We start from the raw sequence: 21,813 nt of genomic DNA on the forward strand, positions 1-21,813 counted from the left end.
ACTCATCCTTTCTTTAACTTTTTCTGCAAGCGATACAGTTCGTTCATCGCCTCTAAAGGTGTCATATCAAGTAAATCAATTTTTTTAATTTGCGCAAGTACTGCCGTTTCTTTTGCATCTAGAACTGACTTGTCTTGTTTTTTCGAAGACTGTTCTCCACCAAAGAATGATAATTGCGATTCTTCCTCAGTCTCTACTTTCGTCTCTTGTATTTCTGCTGGTTCTTCTTTTACAACAGCTGGTTCTGGAGCCACTTCTTGTACTTTCACTTCTGTACGCTTTGGAATAATAATTTCTTCTTGTCCTTCTAGTTGCGCTAACACTTCTTTCGCACGAGCGATTAAGCTATCTGGAAGCTCCGCAAGTTGCGCAACGTGAATTCCGTAACTTTTATCAGCTGCTCCATCTTGGATTTTATGAAGGAATACTACTTTTCCATTCTCTTCAATAGCTGAAACGTGTACATTCTTCAATTGTCCTAAACTTTCTTCTAGCACCGTCAATTCATGATAATGCGTAGAGAATAACGTTTTCGCACCAATTTGGTCATGAATATGTTCAATGATTGCTTGTGCAAGTGCCATACCATCATACGTAGATGTACCGCGTCCAATTTCATCGAATAAAATTAAACTTCTTTCTGATGCATTTGCAATTGCATTTTTCGCTTCTAACATTTCGACCATAAATGTACTTTGACCCGAAATTAAATCATCCGCTGCACCAATTCTCGTAAAGATTTGATCGAATACAGGTAATACCGCTTCTGTTGCTGGTACGAAACAACCAATCTGTGACATAACAGTTACAAGTGCTAATTGTCTCATATACGTACTTTTACCAGACATGTTCGGTCCTGTAATTAAAAAGACATCCATTTTCTCCGGCATAATACAATCATTCGGTACATACAATTTCCCGTTCAATACTTTTTCAACGACAGGATGACGACCATCTTTAATAAAGATTTCGCGCTTAGTTGTTAAAACAGGTTTTACAAACTGTTCTTCTTCACTAACTGTCGCGAAACTTTGCAGTACGTCTAATTCACTAATTACTTTCGCTAAATGTTGTAATTTCGGAATAAATACTTTTACTTCTTCACGAAGCGCTGTAAATAAATCGTATTCTAATTGTACAATTTTCTCTTCTGCTTCTAAGATTAATGTTTCTTTTTCTTTCAATTCATCTGTAATGAAACGTTCCGCATTAGCAAGCGTTTGTTTACGCTCATAGCGGCCTTCTGGAAGCGCTGCAAGATTCGCCTTCGTCACTTCAATGTAGTAGCCGAAAATACGGTTGTACCCGATTTTTAACGATTTAACTCCTGTAATATCACGCTCTCGTTTTTCAAGCTCAGCGATCCACGTTTTCCCGTTTTTACTAACGTAACGATATTGATCAAGCTTATCATTATAACCGTCTTTAATAATATCTCCATCTTTAATAGAAAGCGGTGGGTTTTCTTGAATACTTCTTCCTAGTAATTCAGTTAAGCTCTCACATGGATCCGCACCTTGAATTAACCTTGCTGCATAAGCATTATCTAACAGACTAATCGCTTCTAAAATAGCCGGTACTTGAAGTAAAGATCGTCTTAACTGTAATAAGTCCCGTGCATTCACATTACCAAATGCAACTTTCCCTGCTAAACGTTCTAAATCATATACTTCTTTTAATTTTTCTTTTAAATCTTCACGTAAGAAGTAATCATTTACAAATGTTTCAACCATTTCTAAACGCTCTTCTACTTTTTCTTTCTGGATCAGCGGACGTTCCATCCACTGTTTTAACATACGACCACCCATAGCTGTTTTCGTTTTATCTAATAGCCATAATAATGATCCTGTTTTTTCTTTCGTTCGAAGTGTTTCTGTCAGCTCTAAATTTCGCTTTGAATGCACATCAATTTTCATAAATTGATTCGTATAATAAATTTCCACTGGTTGTAAATGGTCTAACGAACGTTTTTGCGTTCTTATTACATAGTTAAATAAACGTCCAACTGCTTTAATTAACTTTGCTTGCGAAACGTTTTTCACAAGATGTTCTAACCCTTCCGGAATCGTTGTTGCATCTTCATACGAAATCGTCATTTTTAATGTTGCAGTTAATTTATTTAATTCATCTTTTGAAAATGTAGAATCTACAACAATTTCTTTTGAACCAGTTGCATACACTTCTAATAAAATATCTTCTACTGAACCTGTTAACAACGTTACTGTATTTTGTCCAGTCGTTAAATCATTACAAGCTAAAGCATACGATCCATCTTCAAAATGTGTTAATGCTGCTAAGAAGTTATTTTCTTTCTCATCAATAGTACGCCCTTCCATCATCGTTCCTGGCGTAATTAGTTGTACTACTTCACGGCGTACTACACCTTTAGCTGTTTTTGGATCTTCCACTTGCTCACAAACAGCTACTTTATATCCTTTTTCAACAAGTTGTTCAATATAATTTTTAGCTGCATGATGTGGTACACCGCACATCGGTATACGATCACTACTACCACCATCTCGGCTCGTTAATGTAATTTCAAGTTCATGAGCTGCTTTAATCGCATCTTCAAAGAACATTTCATAAAAATCACCTAATCGGAAAAATAAAAAGGCATCTTGATAGTCTGCCTTAACCTTTAAATATTGCTGTATCATAGGGGTATATTGAGTCATACTTTTCCTCCATAATTCTTACATAGTAATCGATTTTCATATATGTCACACTTCACGGACATCCATATCTCCTATTTCAGGAGTCTTTCCTCATTATAGCACATTTCATAAGGAATCATGTTCATTCAAGCATCACTTATGTAAAGTAAAAAGCTAGGAAGAACTTCTCCCTAGCTTTCTATTACTCTTCTTCTGCATCGACGATAAAGTTCGGATCTAATTCTTCAAACTCATCATCATCGACTTGGAAATCCTCGTCTGATTCTACGCAACCTTCAGGATTTACACTTACACAAATTTTCGTTTCCCCAACTACTTCTGTTACAAATTCACGTTCTACAGTTACAACAATTTTATTACCATTTGGTGATACAAGAGCTTCTAAACAATTTGGTGGCTGAATGACACGAGCAATAATTTCTAAATCATCACCAGAAAAGTTTTTATCACGATACCCAATACTCACTTCATCAGTGTAGTTCACACGTTCTGTTACAACTTCTGTCTTTGTATTACCATCAAATGAATACCAAGTGTTCACATCATAGAAACCTTCAATTTCCACATGCTTTCCATTCTTTCTTGCTTCGTACGAGTGGTTAATTACCCAGCACCCTAAAATACTTGTTGGCTCATTATTCGATTCACATGTATGCGTTGACTTTGTATACTTACGTCCTTTTCCAACCACTGCTTTTGTAATAATCTCTCTAAATTCGGACATTCGTAACCCTCCTCAATCACTATTCACTTAATCATATGCGTGACAATAGCGGAATGTGTCATTCTTTTTTCGAGAAGAACTTACGTTTAACCCATAAAAAAAAGAGATGTCAATTCGACATCTCTTTAACAACCACAATTTCCTTTTTTACTTTCTACCGCTGCGCCCGTTTCACCCTTCAATACATCGCCATTAGTTGAAATTAATATTTCATCTGTTACGTTGTTAGAAATCGTACTTGCAACTAGCTGGAGTAAGTCATTTACATATGTTTGTGAAGATTTAAATTCTTGCACAACTGGGATACTATCCAACTTATCTTGCAATGCATCAATGTCAGCTTCTACTTTTTTCAAAGCTTCCCATTTCCCGTAATGCTGCAAGTTTACTGCTTGTTTTTGCAGTGCTTTAATTTCATCAATTGCACGCTTTACATTTTCATTTTTATGAATTTGCGCCTCTGCTTTCTTAAAGAAATCAACTTCTTCTGTTTCAGAAATCATTTTTGCTAATTCTTTCGCTTGTTCAACAATTTCATCTTTCGAATATACTTTCATCTATTATTCCACCTCAATCGGCTCTTCAACTAATTCCCCGTTAAGAGACCAAGTTTTTGCTTCCGTTACTTTTACTTTCACAAGCTGACCAATTAAAGATTTTGAAGCGACGAAGTTTACAAGTTTATTCGTACGAGTATAACCTGCGAGTACTTCTGGATTATTTTTACTTTCCCCATCAACTAACACTTCTACAATTTGACCTTTGTAACGATTATTCTTTTCAATTGCCAACGTATTTACTAGTGTATTTAAGCGTTGAAGACGTTCTTTTTTCACTTCCATCGGTACATTATCTTTCATTTTTGCAGCTGGTGTACCTTCGCGCGGTGAATAAATAAAGGTAAAGGCAGTATCAAATCCTACTTCACGATATAACGACATCGTTTCTTCAAATTGCTCATTTGTTTCATTTGGGAAACCAACGATAATATCAGTTGTGAATACTGCATTTGGAATTGCTTCTTTAATTTTTCTTACAAGTTCTAAATAATGCTCACGTGAATATTTACGCGCCATAATTTTTAACATCTCTGTGCTTCCAGATTGCACCGGTAAGTGAATATGTTCTACTAAGTTTCCACCTTTTCCAAGCACTTCAATTAGGTGATCATCGAAATCACGTGGATGACTCGTTGTAAAACGAATACGGGCAATATCAACTTTACGGAGTTCGTCCATTAAATCGCCAAGTCCGTATTCAAAATCTTCAAAGTCTTTACCATATGCATTTACGTTCTGTCCAAGTAACGTAATTTCTTTATAACCATTCGCAGCTAAATGACGGATTTCTTGGATAATGTCTTCTGGACGTCTGCTTCGCTCTTTTCCACGTGTATACGGTACGATACAATATGTACAGAACTTGTCACAGCCATACATAATATTTACCCAAGCTTTAATATCGCCACGGCGTACTTTCGGAAGGTTTTCAATTACATCCCCTTCTTTTGACCAAACTTCAACTACCGTCTCCTTCGAGAACATTGCATCCTTTAGAATGTACGGTAATCTATGAATATTATGCGTTCCAAACACCATATCTACATGCTGATTTTTTTGCATAATTTTATTTACAACAGATTCTTCTTGCGACATACAACCACATACACCAATTAAAAGGTCCGGATTTCTTCGTTTTAATGACTTTAAATGACCTAGTTCACCGAACACTTTATTTTCAGCATTTTCACGAATGGCACAAGTATTTAATAATACTACATCTGCATCTTCAGTTGAAAAGGTTGGTTCATACCCAAGTGCGGTGAAAATACCCGCCATTACTTCTGTATCATGCTCATTCATTTGACAACCATATGTACGAATATAGAACTTTCTTCCTGTACCAAAATTGCGAAACTCTTCAGGTAAGCCAAAATCCCGTTCAATTTTAACTTCTTCTTTCCCTCGTTTTTTCGCGTCTTTTAAGGAAGGTGGTTGGTATACACTTTCAAAGTATTTACTATAATCTTTCTCTTCTTTTTTCGTAGAGGAATTTGCTTGTTGACTTGCTAATCGTTGTTGCTCGTTCATCGGTAATCTCCTTTCACCCTTAACTATACACACTCTATAGTCCATTTTAATGCGCTTTGACTCACCTCAAAAATGGTTAGATAGCTTGAGAGATAACTTGTCCTTTGAAACTTGAGTAATCAATCTAATCATTCATAAGAATGAAGTCTTCCCCACACACAAATAGACATTCCCTTTTCATACTTCTTTTTGTCCTACCCAAAAGCATATTGCTTTATCCTTATAAACATTACCATAGTATGAAGCGTTTCGCCAATTTTAACAAGAAAGAGGCTCTGTTTGGATCTTACATTTCATATGCAATGAACTCACCATTTTCATACAACGATTTATATATTATTTTACCATTCTGAATTTTCTAAGTAAATAAGACTATCCTATATTTTCTCATAAAAAAAGGTTGCCACATGGCAACCTCCTCTTCTTATATTACATAAATTCAGCAACAAGTTCATCAAACATTTTCTGATCCATATTTAAATCAGATTGCACTAAAGGTTTCTCACTATAGCCTTTTACAAGTTCTTGGTATGAAGGTTGCGCTGTATTTTGATAAATTAAACCTGTTACTAATCCGTTATTTTCCATTAACGTTTGCATAGCCATCATGCGATTAGACGGATCATATCCCTCTACTGTACTTAGTTTTGTTAAATTCTCTTTAAACCAATCGTAAGTATTTACTTTATTGTAAGTAACACATGGGCTGTATACGTTAATTAATGAAAATCCTTTATGGTTAATACCAGCTTCAATAATTTGTGTTAATTCTTTTAAATCACTTGAAAAGCTTTGCGCCACAAATGTCGCACCAGCTGTTAAAGCCATTTCCATAACATTTAGTGATGGCTCAATTGAACCTTGTGGTGTGCTCTTCGTTTTAAATCCAGCTTCACTACGTGGTGAAGTTTGCCCTTTTGTTAATCCGTAAATTTGGTTATCCATTACGATGTACGTAATGTCGATGTTACGACGAATAGAATGGATTGTATGTCCCATACCAATCGCAAATCCATCACCGTCACCACCTGATGCGATAACTGTTAAATCACGATTTGCCATTTTTACACCTTGTGCAATTGGAAGGGCACGACCATGAATACTATGCACACCATATGAATTAATATAACCTGAAATACGACCTGAACAGCCGATACCAGAAATAACAGCAAGTTCATCTGGATTTAAGCCAACGTTAGCTGCCGCACGTTGAATTGCAGCTTGCACCGAGAAGTCTCCGCAACCTGGGCACCAGTTTGGTTTTACACTGTTACGAAAGTCCTTAAATGTTGCCATTTAATACAACCCCTTTTTTACATTCGTTGTAAATCTCTTTCGGCAAGAATGGGTTCCCATCATATTTTAAAAGACTAGAAATTTTCTCACCGTTACCAAGATTCATTTTCATAATGTTAGCAAGCTGACCTGTTGCGTTGTTTTCTACCACTACAACACGCTTCGCATTTTTCACAAGTGGATCGATTTCAGCTGTTGGGAATGGGTGAATTAAACGCACATGAGCATGGTTTACTTTCATACCCTCTTGTTCTAAGCGCTCCATTGCTTCTTCGATCGCACCGCGAGTTGAGTTAAATCCAACAAGTAATACGTCTGCTTCTTCATGCTTAACATTTTTATAAACAGGGGTATTAAACTTCAAGTTCTCCATTTTACGGAAACGTTTGTCCATTTGATCTTTACGGTTTATTGCTGATTCAGATGGCTTACCAGTTTCATCATGTTCTACACCTGTAACATGGTGAACACCATTTTTCATACCAGGTAAAACACGTGGTGAAACGCCATCTTCTGTTACTTCATAACGCTTGAAGTATGCTTTATTTTCACGTTCTGGTAATTCCGCTTCTAAATCAAGCTTACCGCGACGAATCTCCACTTTATCTAACGTAAGCGGTTCTACCGTTTGTTTTCCTAAAGAAAGCTGTAAATCTGTTAAGAAAATAACAGGAACTTGATATTCTTCAGCTAGGTTAAATGCTTCTACAATATCATAGAACGCTTCTTCAACTGTACTTGGCGCCATTACGATTTTTGGAATCTCACCGTGCGTACCGTAAATCATCGCCATTAAATCAGACTGCTCTTGTTTCGTTGGTAATCCTGTACTTGGACCACCACGTTGTGTATCAACAATTACTAATGGCGTTTCTGTAATACCCGCTAAACCAATCGCCTCCATCATTAAAGATAGACCCGGACCAGCAGATGCAGTTAATGTACGAACACCAGCATAGTTTGCACCGATTGCCATTGTACAAGCTGCGATTTCATCCTCAGTTTGGATTACTGTCCCGCCAACTTTCGGCAATTTTTTAATTAAGTATTCCATAATTTCAGATGCAGGTGTAATTGGATATGCAGACATAAAGCGAGCACCACCAGCTACCGCACCAAATGCGATTGCATCGTTTCCAATCATAAACATACGTTTCTTACCATCAGCTTTTTCAAGCTGCATCATGTTTACTTTCTCACCTAGCAATTCTTTCATATATTGAGAGCCGCGCTTAATTGCGTCCATATTCTTTTGAACAACTTGCTCTCCTTTACGACCAAAGATCTCTTCAACAACATTTAAATAAGCTGTTTCATCTAATCCTAATACCGCACTTGATGCCCCAACAGCAACCATGTTTTTCATTAATGATGTGCCTAATTCTGAAGCAATATCTGTAAACGGTATCACATATAGATTTACATCTGTATTATCAGGTATTGTTGGATTAAACTTCGCATCCGCAACTACAATTCCACCTGGACGTAGTTCGTGGAAGTTAAAATCAATTGTTTCTTGATCAAAAGCAATTAAAATATCTAAATCATCTGAGATCGCGCGTACTTCTGTTGTACTTACACGAATTTTATTATTTGTATGGCCGCCTTTAATACGTGATGAGAAGTGGCGGTAACCGTATAGGTAATATCCTAATCGGTTTAATGCAATACAGAAGATTTCTCCTGTACTTTCAATTCCTTCACCTTGTTGGCCTCCAACTTTCCATGAAAGTTGACTAATCATCTCCTACACCCCTTTTGGCTGCATTCATTGTAGTGTATTTTTTTACAGTAATAGTTTAGCATTTTTTATATAAATAAACTACAACGGACGCAAATTATGCCTCTTCTGATTTCCCTGAATCTTTAGTATAAAGCTATTTTGTTTTTCATTCTAGTATTAGGTCTTAAAAAAAGCAATAATATCAAATGAATTCATTCTAATTTTTCTGGATTTTTAAAACAAAAATCTCAAAAACTTATATGTTCAACAAAATTATCATATAAAAATCGCTCTACAGTAGATGCAGCATAGTGTTTACAAAGCTCATTCATTACATTTTCATAATCTCGATACGCTGATACATTTACAACCGTTTCTAAAATCCCATCAAAATCTGAACCAAATCCTATATTGTTCTCTCCACCTAATGAACAAATATATTCGATATGTTTTACTATATCTGCTATATTCGCTTGTTTTTCATTTGTTAGAAACTGCGGTACAAAAGTGACACCTATCATGCCATTTCGCTTTATAAGAGCTTTAAGTTGTTCATCGTTTAAATTACGTGGATGCTGACAAATTTTCATACAGTTTGAGTGGGAAGCAATAAGATTTTTTGCACTTTCTACAACATCCCAAAAACTTCTTTCATTCAGATGAGACACATCAGTCCATGCATGTAACGTATTAAGCTCTTGTACAACTTCTTTACCGAAAGTCGTTAAACCTGCCCCACGTGTCTCTAGCGCACCGTCAGCTAATAGATTGGCATAATTCCATGTTAGTCCAAAAGAACGTACCCCTAGGCGATACAACAACCGTAATTTCATTGCATCTCTTCCAATTGCTTCGCATCCTTCTAGTGTTAATATCGCTCCAATCTCGTCCTGTTTTAACATGTTAATATCATCTTTTGTCTGAATAAACTTCACACCTGGTAGGGATAAAATTTCATTATAAAAAATATCTACCATTTGTAATGCTACTTCAAATCGGTTTTCATATGCCACTGTTTCTGGCACATATATAGCAAAACATTGTATACTTCCTTTTCTTCTCTTTAATTGTTCAAATGTAATATGTAATTGCGGATCATGTTTAAAATTCTTTTTCCCTTGTGCACTCCATAACTGAAGAAGCACATCACAATGAGCATCAAAAATTTTCATTTTCATTCCTCCATTATAAAAACAACCTGTTTGCATACTGCAAACAGGTTGTTTAAGCTTAACGAGGTTCTACAATTAATTTTATTGCTGTACGTTCTTCCCCATCAATCATAATATCCGTAAACGCTGGGATACAAATCAGGTCCAAACCACTAGGCGCTACAAATCCTCTTGCAATTGCTACTGCCTTTACCGCTTGGTTCAATGCACCTGCACCAATGGCTTGAATTTCTGCTGTTCCGCGTTCGCGAATAACACCTGCAAGTGCACCAGCTACAGAATTAGGGACCGACGTTGCTTTAACTTTTAATATTTCCATTCCGCGTTTCCTCCTCGTTTCTATAAAAAGTATTAGCAATTATTTCACTTTAACTTATATTCACGAGGAATGACGCGTATTCCTGCTAAATTTCTGTAATTTTTCTAAAAAATTAAAAAATAATAACTTTTCTAAATCTTACCCAGAAATTACTCAAAAAATGGCTGATCATCATTAATTAAGATACGCTGGATTTTCTTAGCTTTTCCTGTATTAGGATCCACATCAACTAGCACTGCACTTAATTGTGTTCTACCACTTGTCACTTCAAATCGTACTGGTAAGTTTGTTAAAAACTTCTTCAATACCGCTTCTCGATCCATACCTAAAATCCCATCATAAGGACCTGTCATACCAACATCTGTGATATATGCAGTTCCGCTTGGTAAAATACGATTATCTGCTGTAGGAACATGTGTATGTGTACCCACTACTGCTGTAGCACGACCATCTACATACCAACCTAACGCTTGTTTTTCACTTGTAGTTTCCGCATGAAAATCAATAAAGATAATATTCGTACGTTTTTTTGCAATGTTAATTAATTCATCCACTTTACGGAATGGACAATCAATTGGAGGAAGGAATGTACGTCCTTGTAAGTTAATAACTGCCACTTCTGTTCCATTGCAGTTCACAAAGATAAGTCCTTTTCCTGGAGTTCCTTCTGGGAAGTTAGCTGGTCTTGCAAGATATTTTGCGTCATCAATAAATTCAAATACTTCACGGTTATCCCAAGCGTGGTTTCCAAGTGTAACCGCTTGTGCCCCGCATTCTAAAAAGTTTCGATATATTTTTTCCGTAATTCCACGTCCACCTGCTGCATTTTCTCCATTAATAATGGTTACTGTAGGTGTATATTTCTTCTTTAATGCCGGTACGTATTGTTGAATCATACCTCTACCAGGAGATCCTACTACATCCCCAACAAATAATATTCTCATATGTCTTACCCTTCCTATGTACTACATTTTTTATTACTATAGCTTCAAGTGATTTCCTTACAATATATTTATTATAAGTTTGTTTCACTTGTATACTAATTCCCTTTATTTTAACCAATTCCAACACAAAAAAATAAAGTGGTGTTTCACCACTTTATTTTGCGTATTCCACTGCACGTGTTTCACGAATAACAGTTACTTTAATATGTCCTGGGTAATCCAGTTCATTCTCAATACGTTTTCGAATATCACGAGCTAAACGATGAGCTTCTAAATCATCAATTGTATCTGGTTTTACCAGAATACGAACTTCTCGTCCTGCTTGAATTGCGAAAGATTTTTCTACGCCTTCATAAGACTCTGAAATCTCTTCCAACTTTTCAAGACGACGAATATAGTTCTCAAGTGTTTCACTACGAGCTCCAGGTCTTGCAGCTGATAATGCATCTGCTGCTGCAACTAAAACTGCAATGATAGAAGTTGGTTCTGTGTCCCCATGGTGAGATGCAATACTGTTTATAACTACAGGATGCTCTTTATACTTCGTTGCGAGTTCGACACCAATTTCAACGTGGCTACCTTCTACTTCATGATCAATTGCTTTACCGATATCATGTAATAGACCAGCACGTCTTGCTAGTTTTTCATCCTCACCAAGCTCCGCTGCCATAAGTCCAGTTAAATATGCAACTTCCATAGAGTGTTTTAAGACGTTTTGTCCGTAACTTGTACGGTATTTTAAACGACCTAAAATCTTAATTAAATCTGGATGTAATCCGTGAACACCCACTTCAAACGTTGTTTGCTCTCCGACTTCGCGAATATACTCGTCCACTTCACGTCTTGATTTTTCGACCATCTCTTCAATACGCGCTGGGTGAATACGTCCGTCCTGTACTAGTTTATCAAGAGCGATACGAGCTGTTTCACGACGAATTGGGTCGAATCCAGAAAGGATAACCGCTTCTGGTGTATCATCGATAATTAGGTCAATACCTGTTAACGTTTCTAACGTACGAATATTTCGACCTTCACGTCCGATAATACGTCCCTTCATTTCGTCATTTGGAAGATTTACAACCGAAACGGTTGTTTCAGCAACATGATCAGCTGCACACCTTTGCATTGCAAGAGATAAAATCTCTTTTGCTTTCTTATCCGCTTCTTCTTTCGCACGAACTTCACTTTCTTTTACCATTACGGCAATTTCATGAGAAACTTCACTTTCTACTTTACCAAGAATAATTGCTTTCGCTTGTTCGCGTGTCAGATTGGAAATGCGCTCTAATTCTGTTTGTTGCTTTTGAACTAACTCTCCCACTTTGCTTTCCAACTCTTCAATCTGTTGTTGTCTCGCTACAAGAGATTCCTCTTTCTTTTCTAACTGTCGCTCGCGTTTATCGAGCGTTTCGTCTTTACGATCAAGGTTCTCTTCTTTTTGCATTAAACGATTTTCTTGTTTTTGTAATTCGCTTCTACGGTCACGAATTTCTAATTCAGCTTCTGTACGAAGTGTATGAATTTCATCCTTTGCTTCTAAAAGCGCCTCTTTCTTAAGTGCTTCAGCCTCACGATTCGCTTCGTCTAGAATACGTTTCGCTTCGTTAGCTGCACCATTAATCTTCGCTTCAGCAATAGACTTTCGAACAAAAAAGCCAACAACTGCACCGACTGTTGCAAGCAAAATGGAGATGAGTATCCAAACTGTACTACTCATGATTTCACCTCCCCTTGCTATGAATGAAAAAAGACTGTCGGCATGTACATTGAATACCAACATACAGCAAAGACCGTCGTCCCGCTTTTTTAAGGGACTTTCTTCATTTCACAATTAAAATGTCATATTATTATTTCGGCAAGATTTAAGTCTTACTCCGAATATTACTTCTCTTCTTGAGAAGAGTGTTTCGTATATAAGAAAAAATATACATTCTCATTGTATCTATCGCAATTTTCATTGTCAAGCGTTGTCTACTTTTACTTTCTTTACCTTCAGCTCTAATTCATATATGAATTTAAAAAGAAGACAGCATATTATCCTGGAAAACCTTAGTGAATTCCAGTTTATGCATACAAAACATGCATATATCCCTCTTTATACATAGCCTTTTAGGCAAATTAAATATTTTATCTCCAACGATATACAACGCTTTCATAATAATTAAAAATAAAAGACACGGAACCGTGTCTTTTATTTTTTAATCTTGAAGATTTGAATCTTCCGTTTCTTCAGCACCAGAGTCTTCACCAATTCCGTGATGGTCACGAACAAAGAAGGCAATTTCCTCTCTTAAATCCGTATTCTCTTTTAAGAATTGCTTCGAATTTTCACGACCTTGCCCTAAACGCTCTTCATTATAAGAGTACCAAGCACCACTCTTTTGAACGATATCAAGTTCAGAAGCCATATCTAAGATTTCACCTTCTCTTGAAATACCTTCTCCGTACATAATATCAACTTCAGCAACACGGAATGGTGGTGCCACTTTATTTTTAACTACTTTTACTTTTGTTTTATTACCAACGATGTCGTTACCTTGCTTTAATTGCTCCGCACGACGCACTTCAAGACGAACTGTTGAATAGAATTTCAACGCACGACCACCTGGAGTTGTTTCTGGGTTCCCGAACATAACCCCAACTTTTTCACGAATTTGGTTAATAAAGATTGCGATTGTTTTTGATTTATTGATTGCACCTGACAGCTTACGAAGTGCTTGAGACATTAAACGAGCTTGTAGACCTACGTGTGAGTCACCCATGTCTCCTTCAATCTCAGCTTTCGGTACAAGAGCTGCTACAGAGTCAATTACGATAATATCAACCGCGCCACTTCGTACAAGTGCTTCTGCGATTTCTAGTCCTTGCTCCCCTGTATCAGGTTGTGATAATAGTAATTCATCTATGTTAACGCCTAATTTTTGTGCATATACAGGATCCATTGCATGCTCCGCATCAATAAACGCTGCTTGTCCACCTTGACGCTGTACTTCCGCGATTGCGTGTAATGAAACTGTTGTTTTACCTGAACTTTCTGGTCCATAAATTTCGATAATACGGCCACGTGGGTATCCGCCTACCCCTAATGCCACATCAAGTGCTAAAGAACCACTTGAAATTGTAGAAATTCTACGCTCCGCTTGTTCTCCTAATTTCATAATTGAACCTTTACCGAATTGCTTCTCTATTTGTTTTAACGCCATATCTAACGCCGCTTGACGATCACTCATTCAAAATTCCTCCTTAACTCAATTGCTAATCTTATTATACCTATTTTCAATTCAATTTGCCAACAAAATCGAACATTTATTCGATTTTTTTATTTTCCATTAAATAAAAATGAGTTTAACCATAAAAAAAGCTAGAAGAAACTTATATCTCTTCTAGCTTTTTATATAAATGATAAAATCCATATTTCACCGAACGTTCCCTAATTTGTTGACGACTTCCACTTAAAATAAGAGGAAAGACTACAGTTGGTTCATCCTTAATCGCCAATCCAACGAATACTGTTCCCGGCTCTTTATGTTCTGAAGCATCCGGTCCTGCTACCCCAGTGAAACTAATTCCGATATCCGCTTTTAATAAGCCCTTAACATTTTCAGCAAGATAACGAGCACATTCTTTACTAACTGCACCATCAGTAGACAACACTTCCGCAGGTACATGTAAAACATGTTGCTTCACATCATTATGATAACAAATGATACCGCCTTTAAATACTGAAGACACACCAGCACTTTCTGTTACTTGATTGCCAAAGAGACCACCGGTTAAACTTTCTGCACACGCTAAAGTTAATCCTTTTTTCTTCAATAACTCTATCGCCTTATCATGCAGAAACTCTTGATCATACCCGTAGAAAAATTTTCCTACTCTTTCTAAAATCAAATCTTCCATATGCTGAATGCGTTTCGCAGCTTCATCAGCATTTTGATGTTTGGCAGTTAAACGTAGTGTCACTTCTCCATCATTCGCAAGGGGGGCGATTGTCGGGTTCGTTTGTCCATCAATTAAATCTTGAACTTTCACTTCTAATTGAGATTCCCCAATCCCGAAAAAGCGAAGCACACGAGAATAAATGTTTTCTCCTGTTGTAAAGTTACGTAAAAAAGGCTCTACATAACTTATATACATCGGCTTCATCTCTTTCGGTGGTCCTGGTAATAAAATATAAACTTTCCTGTTCTTATTTAGCCCCATACCAGGTGCCATGCCGTGATCATTCGCAAATACAGTTGCTCCATTCAAAACGAGCGCTTGCTTTTTATTATTCTCTGTGAACTCGCGACCTGTACGCTTAAAGTACTCGCTTATCGATGCTAATGCCTTTTCATCATATACAAGCTCTTCACCCAACCTAGAAGATATCGTTTCTTTCGTCAAATCATCTTTTGTCGGGCCTAATCCACCTGTGAAAATAAGTATGTCAGCACGTTCTTCCGCAACTTCAATCGCCTGCTGTAATCGCTTGTTATTATCTCCAACTACAGTATGGTAGTACACATTAATTCCGATTGAAGCTAACTTTTCAGATAAAAACTGGGCATTTGTATTTGCAATTTGTCCAAGTAATAATTCAGTTCCAACCGCAATAATTTCAGCATTCATCCCAATACCCCCATAAACTTCTATTTTGAGTTTACAAAAGCAGCTCTATTTTTCCAGAAATAATCCCACCCTGAAATAACAGTAAAGATTAATGCAATCCATATGAAAATATCAGCAACTGGGATATGGATTAAATTTAAAGGTACATCGTGTAATAAATACGCCGCAATTGCAATAATTTGTGTCCACGTCTTAATTTTCCCTAACTGATTTGCTGCCACTACTTCTCCTGTTCCAGCAAGTACAAGGCGTAAACCAGTTACTGCAAACTCACGGCTGATAATTACAATAACGATCCAAGCAGGTACGTATTGCATCTCAACTAATGTAATAAGCGCTGCTGAAACAAGTAATTTATCAGCTAACGGGTCAAGAAACTTCCCTAAATTCGTTACAAGATTATACTTTCTTGCGTAATGTCCATCAATCCAATCTGTAGCCGAAGCAATAATAAAGATAAGTGCCCCTACTAAATGTTGAATTGGTAAATCAACATCACCAATTGTGTATGAACCCCAATCAAAGGGCGCTAACATAATTACCATAAAAATTGGAATTAAGAAGATTCTAGATATTGTAATTTTATTTGGTAAATTCACAGCTATTCCTCCATCATATCAAAAACATTTGTTCATTGAAAAAAGTCATCGAGGCGATGACTATTATTGTGCAGGTTGCCCTATCCCTTGGTTTTTTATCACCAATCTTTGGTGAAGTTCTTTTTCTGGATCCAATGGATAAGCGACCACTTGGCCATTCAGTTTAACTTCAACATTCGTTGCATTCCCAATATTAAGTCGCACTTCTTTTAATGTTGATACATCACGTTTTTCTATTTGGCCCTCTTGTACTGTAGCGTTTAGAATCACATTCCCCGCATCATCTTTAACATCTACATAACTCGCACCTTTACCCGATATTTCCAGTTCTAATGTTTTATTGTTATGAATTTCCAAAGTAGATACTTTACCAGTTGTACCAACTACTTTTACTTCTTCTTGTCCCGTTGGTTGTGCTGGTTGTTCCTCTTTCTTTGGCTCTTCTTTCTTTGGTTCCTCTTTTTTCGGCTCTTCCGCTTTCACTTCATCTTTCTTCGTATCTAACGGAGAGTTTTCTGCTTTTTTAACTTCAATTTTCTCACTTTGAGCATTCGGAACTTTCTCATCACCTTTTCCAGTTAACGCTTGGAAAACAAACCAAATTACCACTCCAAATGCAATTACTAATAGCGCAACTAAAACTTTCGGCATATGATCTGCAATTGGCCATGATGAAGATTTTTGCATTGTTTCTTGTGTTTTCTGTCCTGTTGATACTTGCGGAACGTCGCGTTTTTCAGATTGTGGTATCGTACTCTGATATTCTACAAGCAGTTCCTCTCCATTTAACCCAACCGCATCTGCGTATTGTTTAATGAATGCACGCGCATAAAAAGCTCCGGGCAATACATCATAATTGCCTTCCTCAATCGCTACTAAATGGCGTTTTTGAATTTTTGTAATCTCATGCAGCTGATCCATAGACAAGCCCTTCGTTCCTCTTGCTTCTTTCAGCTTTTGTCCTAATTCTGTCACTACTAACACCTCAATATTTCTTTAAAAGTCAAACATAGAGAAATTATTTTGCGTACCTTGCTCAATTTCATCTACTAAATTATATTGAATTTCTTCATCATAATCGTTACGCAACTCGATAATATAATCAAAATCATCCAATGTGTATTCTGACTGACTCACAAATACGTCAGGATGTTCCACAACTTTCGTTGCAGGTAATCTCATAATTTCACGAACAAGCTGCCAATGCCTTTCGTTAGCACGCTTTGTTGACACGATTCCATCTAAGATAAAAATATTGTCGTCGCTATACTCATCTTCAATCAATTGACTACGAACAGTTTGCTTAATAAGAGTAGATGATACAAATAACCATCTTTTATTTGCACAAACACTTGCGGCAACAATGGATTCTGTTTTTCCGACACGAGGCATTCCTCGTATCCCGATTAGTTTATGACCTTCTTTTTTCATTATTTCAGCCATAAAGTCTACAAGTAACCCTAATTCATCACGTACAAATCGAAATGTCTTCTTATCATCTGCATCTCGTTGTATGTACCTACCATGTCTAACCGCTAGCTTATCTCTTAGCTTTGGCGGACGATATTTCGTTACCGTTATGTTATCCATCGTATTTAAAATTGATTCAAGTCTAGAGATTTGCTCTTGATTATCACACATAAGGAGTAATCCACGTCGTGCATTATCTACACCATTAATTGTGACAATATTAATGCCGAGCATACCGATTAACGAAGAAACGTCACCAAGCAAGCCAGGTCGGTTTTTATGTATTTCATATTCAAAATACCATTCAATCATCCAAGATCACTCCCCTTGCTTACTTTACACCTACGTACTATATTATATGATTTCACCTTAATAGGGAAGCTAAATGTATAATCTATCCCGTTCAATTATTATACAAAAAAAATAGAGAGGAGAATCTCCTCTCTATTTTTTACTTATGCTGTACAAACTTCACCATTAAGTTTGCGATTGTATGTTGCTCTTGTTCATCAGCAACTTTCCAAAGCTCAGACAATAATTTCTCTTGATCGTTGCGCGCTTCTACTTCATTTGCTAAATAATCTCCAACACGAAATGCCATATCTGATACAGCACCACCATCAAGACCTTTTCCTGATGCCTGTTCTAAACGTTCTCCTAAAAAGCTCTTCCATTGATCAAAATTATCTAAAACTGACATGTGTAAGCACCTCGCTACTTAGTAATAGAATCATGCTTAATTTGTACAGTTTTTCATTTTTTATGTAAGAAATTTTTAGCAATGCCAACCACCATTTACTCCGATAATTTGTCCAGTTATGTAAGATGCTCCTGGTGATACTAGGAATGACACTGTTTTCGCTACCTCTTCTGGTAGTCCCAACCTGCCTAACGGGATCTCTTCAGCAATTTCATTCTTATCCTCTTCTGAAAATACTTGTAACATTTCCGTTTCAATTGCACCTGGCGCCACCGCGTTAACCCTTAATCCACTTAATGAAACTTCTTTCGCTAAAGCTTTCACATATGAATTCTGTGCACCTTTTACCATCGAGTAAAGCACTTCACATGATGCGCCGATTTGGCCCCATATAGAAGAAACAAGTACAATATTACCACTTCTCCGCTGAATCATAGATGGCAGCGCCCTTGATAATAATTTATAGATACTCTTCACTTGAAGTTCTACCATATAATTCAATTCATCGTTCGTTACATCTGTTACGAGTCCAAAGATACTCTTCCCAGCTGCATATACGATAACATCAAGAGGATGTTCAATTTGTTCCCACAACTGCTCTGCCCCATCAGTAGAAGCTAAATTCGCTTGAACAGGAATCACTTCACCCCATTCTTTCTGCAATTCGTTCACTTTCTCTTCACCGTTATTATAATGAACATATACTGTATATCCATCTTGAATTAATTGTTTTGAAATAGCAGAGCCAATCCCTCCGCTTCCTCCAGTTACTAATGCATACTTTTTCATACAATTCCTCTCTTATCTCAACAAAATCTTTCTCTTATAAATAATACCCTCATCTTACAATTTATCAATGATAAGATGAGGGTATTATTATGAAATCTTTTATTTTTTCGGTAAAACTTGACAAACACTCATTTTCTCTTCTGATAATAATAATTTGGCTACTTCTTGTAAATCTTGAACAGTTAAACTTTCTAATACAGTCAATGCCTCAAACAGACTAGATTCATTAAACGCATATCGTGTAAATTGATTTGCAATATATTCCGGCGAATTCAACGAGCGTAAAAAGCCACCTATTTTCTTTTTCTTTACTCGTTCTAATGCCACCTCATCTAATTGATCATAATTTGTATTTAGTAAAATGCTTTTCAAACGCTCTTCCAGCTCATCAGGTTGCTTCGTATCGCCGCCAACCATTGCAAAACCGAAGTTATTCTCTTCCGTATAATCATACGAGAACGAATCATCAATAAGACCTTCATTATATAAAGATTCGTAATGAACGGAGCTTTTCCCAAATAAATAATCTAAAAGTAACGTAAGCGCAATTTCTTGTTTTAAAAGGTCTTTCCCTTTTTCTTTTAAATTTGTCGCTTTAATACCAACTAAACATTTCGGTGTTTGTACAGGCATGGAAATAATTTTCTTCTTTTCATTTACCTCATCTGGTTCTTCTTCAAATGAACGTACAATTTCTGGCTGGTTTTTATAATCTTTTTTCGCTTGATTTTCACGTACTAAATCCATTGTTTTCTCTGGATCAATTGCCCCCACAACGAACAATAACATATTGCTCGGATGATAAAATGTTTCATAACATTCATATAATAAGTCTTTCGTAATTTTACTAATAGACTCGATTGTCCCTGCAATATCAATTTTAATTGGGTGCTTTACAAACAAGCTATCAATTAATCCAAAGTATAAGCGCCAATCTGGATTATCTTGATACATTTGAATTTCTTGCCCAATAATCCCCTTCTCTTTTTCAACTGTTTTTTCAGAGAAGTAAGGCTCTTGTACGAAGTTTAACAATGTATTTAAATTTTGTTCTACATTTGATGTACATGAAAACAGGTAAGCTGTTCTTGTGAAAGATGTGAAAGCATTTGCTGATGCTCCTTGTTTACTAAACAATTGGAAAGCATCGTGATCTTCTTTTTCAAATAATTTATGTTCAAGAAAATGAGCAATTCCATCAGGCACACGAACCATTTCTTCTTTACCTAGTGGTACGAATGTATTATCCATAGAACCATATTTTGTCGTAAACGTTGCAAATGTTTTATTAAATCCTTGCTTCGGTAAAATATATACATCTAATCCATTAGGAAGTTTTTCATAATAGAGTGTCTCTTTTAATTGCTCATAAACAATTTTCTCCATTTATTCTCCCTCCGTTCCTTGTAAAAAGTAAATTGTATCTAGTTCAATATTTTTAGCAACTTTCACAATCTCTTCTTTCGTCACACTTTCAATGCCTGTAAGCCATTCTTCAACCGGACGCGTACGATCTGAAATAATACCATGATACAGCATCTCCACAAATCCGCGTGGTGTATCAATCGCCTCTAATATTTGATTTTGAATAACACTTTTCGTTTGATGCATCTCTTCTTCAGAAAAATCACCATTTTGCATCGCTAACATTTGTTCTTTAATAATCTCAACAGCTTTTTCATAATTTTTCGCTTCGATCCCTGACATGACAAACAATAAGCCTTTATGACTTTCAAAGCGGGATGCCGCATAGTACGCTAAACTATTTTTTTCACGAACGTTAACGAATAACTTCGAATGAGAAAATCCTCCAAACAATCCATTGAACAATTGTAGCGCAAAATAATCTTCGTCTTTATACGTAATAAACGTACGATAACCAATGTGTAATTTACTTTGTTTTAATTCTTGTTTTTCAACAACTTCTTTTTCTTCATTATTTCTCTTATGAAGAAGTACATTTCTTTCTCTCGCAGGACGCGCTGAAATAGAAAAATACTTACTTACAAGATCCACTGCGTTTTCTGAAATATCACCAATAATGTATAGATCCATTTCATCTTCTGCTAACACTTTTTGATAATATTGATACAAACTTTCATTTGTAATAGAAGAAACAATCTCTTTTTTCCCATGTGCACTTAAACGATACGGTTCTACTTTGCACATTTCTTCAATTAAACGCTCGTTTGCATAGCGCATTTTATCATCGTACGTAGCTTCAATTCGTTGCAAGAGCGCTCTCTTTTCACTTTCTACGATAGAAGGTAAAAAACCATTCCCCTCTGTTGCTGGATGTAAAACGATATCCGATAACATAGAAAGCGCTTTTTCAAATAGCGGTGGTGCATCATGTAAATATACTTCATTTGCAATGTCTACATAAATAGAGATAATATGGTCTTCTCCTTTTTTACTTACATCTACTGCCAAAGAAGATCCGTATAATTCTTCTAAATATTGACGAAGACGAATTACAGAAGGAAGCTTTTCTGTCGCACTTTGCAATACGTATGGCAATAGGGCACGCTCTGTCACCGTCTCCTCATTTAAAGGTGCTTTAAAACGAAATACAAAAGTATTTGTTTTATATTTATCAGTCGGAATAATATGTACTCGCAAACCACCTAACTCATGTAACTGTTGTTCCATTAGTTTCATTTATAGCCCTCCTTTACGTATATAGGAATATTCCTCTTCA

19 protein-coding genes are annotated in these 21,813 nt (G+C 36.4%); all 19 read right to left on the reverse strand.

Annotation, left to right across the window (positions count from 1 at the left end; translation table 11 throughout):
- Positions 1 to 2: 2 nt before the first annotated feature.
- Positions 3 to 2,675: a DNA mismatch repair protein MutS gene (gene mutS, locus ACU8YW_RS18485; RefSeq protein ID WP_098133893.1), complete on the reverse strand. Its 2,673-nt coding sequence runs from the start codon at positions 2,673 to 2,675 to the stop codon at positions 3 to 5.
- Positions 2,676 to 2,856: 181 nt separating this feature from the next.
- Positions 2,857 to 3,399 carry an outer spore coat protein CotE gene (cotE, locus tag ACU8YW_RS18490; RefSeq protein ID WP_001288802.1) on the reverse strand — a complete coding sequence of 181 codons (543 nt, stop codon included), beginning with the start codon at positions 3,397 to 3,399 and terminating at the stop codon, positions 2,857 to 2,859.
- Between the two features lie 125 nt (positions 3,400 to 3,524).
- On the reverse strand, positions 3,525 to 3,956 hold the full coding sequence (locus ACU8YW_RS18495) for a YlbF/YmcA family competence regulator (RefSeq protein WP_073516058.1): 432 nt from the start codon (positions 3,954 to 3,956) through the stop codon (positions 3,525 to 3,527).
- Positions 3,957 to 3,959: 3 nt separating this feature from the next.
- Positions 3,960 to 5,489, reverse strand: a complete 1,530-nt coding sequence (gene miaB / locus ACU8YW_RS18500) for a tRNA (N6-isopentenyl adenosine(37)-C2)-methylthiotransferase MiaB (RefSeq protein ID WP_073516059.1) — start codon at positions 5,487 to 5,489, stop codon at positions 3,960 to 3,962.
- A gap of 429 nt (positions 5,490 to 5,918) precedes the next feature.
- Entirely contained in the window at positions 5,919 to 6,785 is an 867-nt protein-coding gene (locus ACU8YW_RS18505; RefSeq protein ID WP_073516060.1) for a 2-oxoacid:ferredoxin oxidoreductase subunit beta, read from the reverse strand.
- Entirely contained in the window at positions 6,772 to 8,529 is a 1,758-nt protein-coding gene (locus ACU8YW_RS18510; protein WP_000625432.1) for a 2-oxoacid:acceptor oxidoreductase subunit alpha, read from the reverse strand. The genes ACU8YW_RS18505 and ACU8YW_RS18510 overlap by 14 nt, the downstream gene beginning before the upstream one ends.
- Before the next feature lie 227 nt (positions 8,530 to 8,756).
- Positions 8,757 to 9,680, reverse strand: a complete 924-nt coding sequence (locus tag ACU8YW_RS18515) for a dipeptidase (protein WP_097889678.1) — start codon at positions 9,678 to 9,680, stop codon at positions 8,757 to 8,759.
- 58 nt (positions 9,681 to 9,738) lie between these two features.
- On the reverse strand, positions 9,739 to 9,999 hold the full coding sequence (spoVS, locus tag ACU8YW_RS18520) for a stage V sporulation protein SpoVS (RefSeq protein ID WP_000404341.1): 261 nt from the start codon (positions 9,997 to 9,999) through the stop codon (positions 9,739 to 9,741).
- A 149-nt stretch (positions 10,000 to 10,148) separates the two neighbouring features.
- Positions 10,149 to 10,943, reverse strand: a complete 795-nt coding sequence (ymdB, locus tag ACU8YW_RS18525; protein ID WP_001221093.1) for a 2',3'-cyclic-nucleotide 2'-phosphodiesterase — start codon at positions 10,941 to 10,943, stop codon at positions 10,149 to 10,151.
- A 154-nt stretch (positions 10,944 to 11,097) separates the two neighbouring features.
- Positions 11,098 to 12,660: a ribonuclease Y gene (gene rny / locus ACU8YW_RS18530; protein ID WP_048545962.1), complete on the reverse strand. Its 1,563-nt coding sequence runs from the start codon at positions 12,658 to 12,660 to the stop codon at positions 11,098 to 11,100.
- 481 nt (positions 12,661 to 13,141) lie between these two features.
- Positions 13,142 to 14,173, reverse strand: coding sequence for a recombinase RecA (recA, locus tag ACU8YW_RS18535; RefSeq protein WP_048545964.1), 1,032 nt, complete (start codon positions 14,171 to 14,173; stop codon positions 13,142 to 13,144).
- 142 nt (positions 14,174 to 14,315) lie between these two features.
- Positions 14,316 to 15,554, reverse strand: a complete 1,239-nt coding sequence (gene cinA / locus ACU8YW_RS18540; protein WP_046956498.1) for a competence/damage-inducible protein CinA — start codon at positions 15,552 to 15,554, stop codon at positions 14,316 to 14,318.
- A 20-nt stretch (positions 15,555 to 15,574) separates the two neighbouring features.
- Positions 15,575 to 16,153: a CDP-diacylglycerol--glycerol-3-phosphate 3-phosphatidyltransferase gene (pgsA, locus tag ACU8YW_RS18545; protein ID WP_046956497.1), complete on the reverse strand. Its 579-nt coding sequence runs from the start codon at positions 16,151 to 16,153 to the stop codon at positions 15,575 to 15,577.
- A gap of 63 nt (positions 16,154 to 16,216) precedes the next feature.
- Positions 16,217 to 17,128 carry a helix-turn-helix domain-containing protein gene (locus ACU8YW_RS18550; RefSeq protein ID WP_000137490.1) on the reverse strand — a complete coding sequence of 304 codons (912 nt, stop codon included), beginning with the start codon at positions 17,126 to 17,128 and terminating at the stop codon, positions 16,217 to 16,219.
- 21 nt (positions 17,129 to 17,149) lie between these two features.
- Positions 17,150 to 17,935 carry a DUF3388 domain-containing protein gene (locus ACU8YW_RS18555; protein WP_000574107.1) on the reverse strand — a complete coding sequence of 262 codons (786 nt, stop codon included), beginning with the start codon at positions 17,933 to 17,935 and terminating at the stop codon, positions 17,150 to 17,152.
- A 139-nt stretch (positions 17,936 to 18,074) separates the two neighbouring features.
- Positions 18,075 to 18,323, reverse strand: coding sequence for a DUF3243 domain-containing protein (locus tag ACU8YW_RS18560; protein WP_000114455.1), 249 nt, complete (start codon positions 18,321 to 18,323; stop codon positions 18,075 to 18,077).
- Between the two features lie 75 nt (positions 18,324 to 18,398).
- Complete coding sequence (gene ymfI / locus ACU8YW_RS18565) at positions 18,399 to 19,112, reverse strand: elongation factor P 5-aminopentanone reductase (RefSeq protein WP_000759593.1); 714 nt, start codon at positions 19,110 to 19,112, stop codon at positions 18,399 to 18,401.
- Positions 19,113 to 19,211: 99 nt separating this feature from the next.
- Complete coding sequence (yfmH, locus tag ACU8YW_RS18570; RefSeq protein WP_446893992.1) at positions 19,212 to 20,498, reverse strand: EF-P 5-aminopentanol modification-associated protein YfmH; 1,287 nt, start codon at positions 20,496 to 20,498, stop codon at positions 19,212 to 19,214.
- Positions 20,499 to 21,773 carry an EF-P 5-aminopentanol modification-associated protein YfmF gene (gene yfmF, locus ACU8YW_RS18575; protein WP_048545971.1) on the reverse strand — a complete coding sequence of 425 codons (1,275 nt, stop codon included), beginning with the start codon at positions 21,771 to 21,773 and terminating at the stop codon, positions 20,499 to 20,501.
- Positions 21,774 to 21,813 lie beyond the last annotated feature (40 nt).

It is taken from the genome of Bacillus pretiosus, assembly GCF_052947655.1.

Bases quoted from the DNA above. Each gene is read 5' to 3' on its own strand.
- rny (WP_048545962.1), bottom strand. From the start codon at position 12,660: ATGAGTAGTACAGTTTGGATACTCATCTCCATTTTGCTTGCAACAGTC.
- spoVS (WP_000404341.1), bottom strand. From the start codon at position 9,999: ATGGAAATATTAAAAGTTAAAGCAACGTCGGTCCCTAATTCTGTAGCT.
- yfmF (WP_048545971.1), bottom strand. From the start codon at position 21,773: ATGAAACTAATGGAACAACAGTTACATGAGTTAGGTGGTTTGCGAGTA.
- ACU8YW_RS18560 (WP_000114455.1), bottom strand. From the start codon at position 18,323: ATGTCAGTTTTAGATAATTTTGATCAATGGAAGAGCTTTTTAGGAGAA.
- recA (WP_048545964.1), bottom strand. From the start codon at position 14,173: ATGAGTGATCGTCAAGCGGCGTTAGATATGGCGTTAAAACAAATAGAG.
- ACU8YW_RS18515 (WP_097889678.1), bottom strand. From the start codon at position 9,680: ATGAAAATTTTTGATGCTCATTGTGATGTGCTTCTTCAGTTATGGAGT.
- ACU8YW_RS18505 (WP_073516060.1), bottom strand. From the start codon at position 6,785: ATGGCAACATTTAAGGACTTTCGTAACAGTGTAAAACCAAACTGGTGC.
- ACU8YW_RS18555 (WP_000574107.1), bottom strand. From the start codon at position 17,935: ATGATTGAATGGTATTTTGAATATGAAATACATAAAAACCGACCTGGC.
- ymfI (WP_000759593.1), bottom strand. From the start codon at position 19,112: ATGAAAAAGTATGCATTAGTAACTGGAGGAAGCGGAGGGATTGGCTCT.
- cinA (WP_046956498.1), bottom strand. From the start codon at position 15,554: ATGAATGCTGAAATTATTGCGGTTGGAACTGAATTATTACTTGGACAA.
- cotE (WP_001288802.1), bottom strand. From the start codon at position 3,399: ATGTCCGAATTTAGAGAGATTATTACAAAAGCAGTGGTTGGAAAAGGA.
- ACU8YW_RS18495 (WP_073516058.1), bottom strand. From the start codon at position 3,956: ATGAAAGTATATTCGAAAGATGAAATTGTTGAACAAGCGAAAGAATTA.
- yfmH (WP_446893992.1), bottom strand. From the start codon at position 20,498: ATGGAGAAAATTGTTTATGAGCAATTAAAAGAGACACTCTATTATGAA.
- ACU8YW_RS18510 (WP_000625432.1), bottom strand. From the start codon at position 8,529: ATGATTAGTCAACTTTCATGGAAAGTTGGAGGCCAACAAGGTGAAGGA.
- miaB (WP_073516059.1), bottom strand. From the start codon at position 5,489: ATGAACGAGCAACAACGATTAGCAAGTCAACAAGCAAATTCCTCTACG.
- ymdB (WP_001221093.1), bottom strand. From the start codon at position 10,943: ATGAGAATATTATTTGTTGGGGATGTAGTAGGATCTCCTGGTAGAGGT.
- mutS (WP_098133893.1), bottom strand. From the start codon at position 2,675: ATGACTCAATATACCCCTATGATACAGCAATATTTAAAGGTTAAGGCA.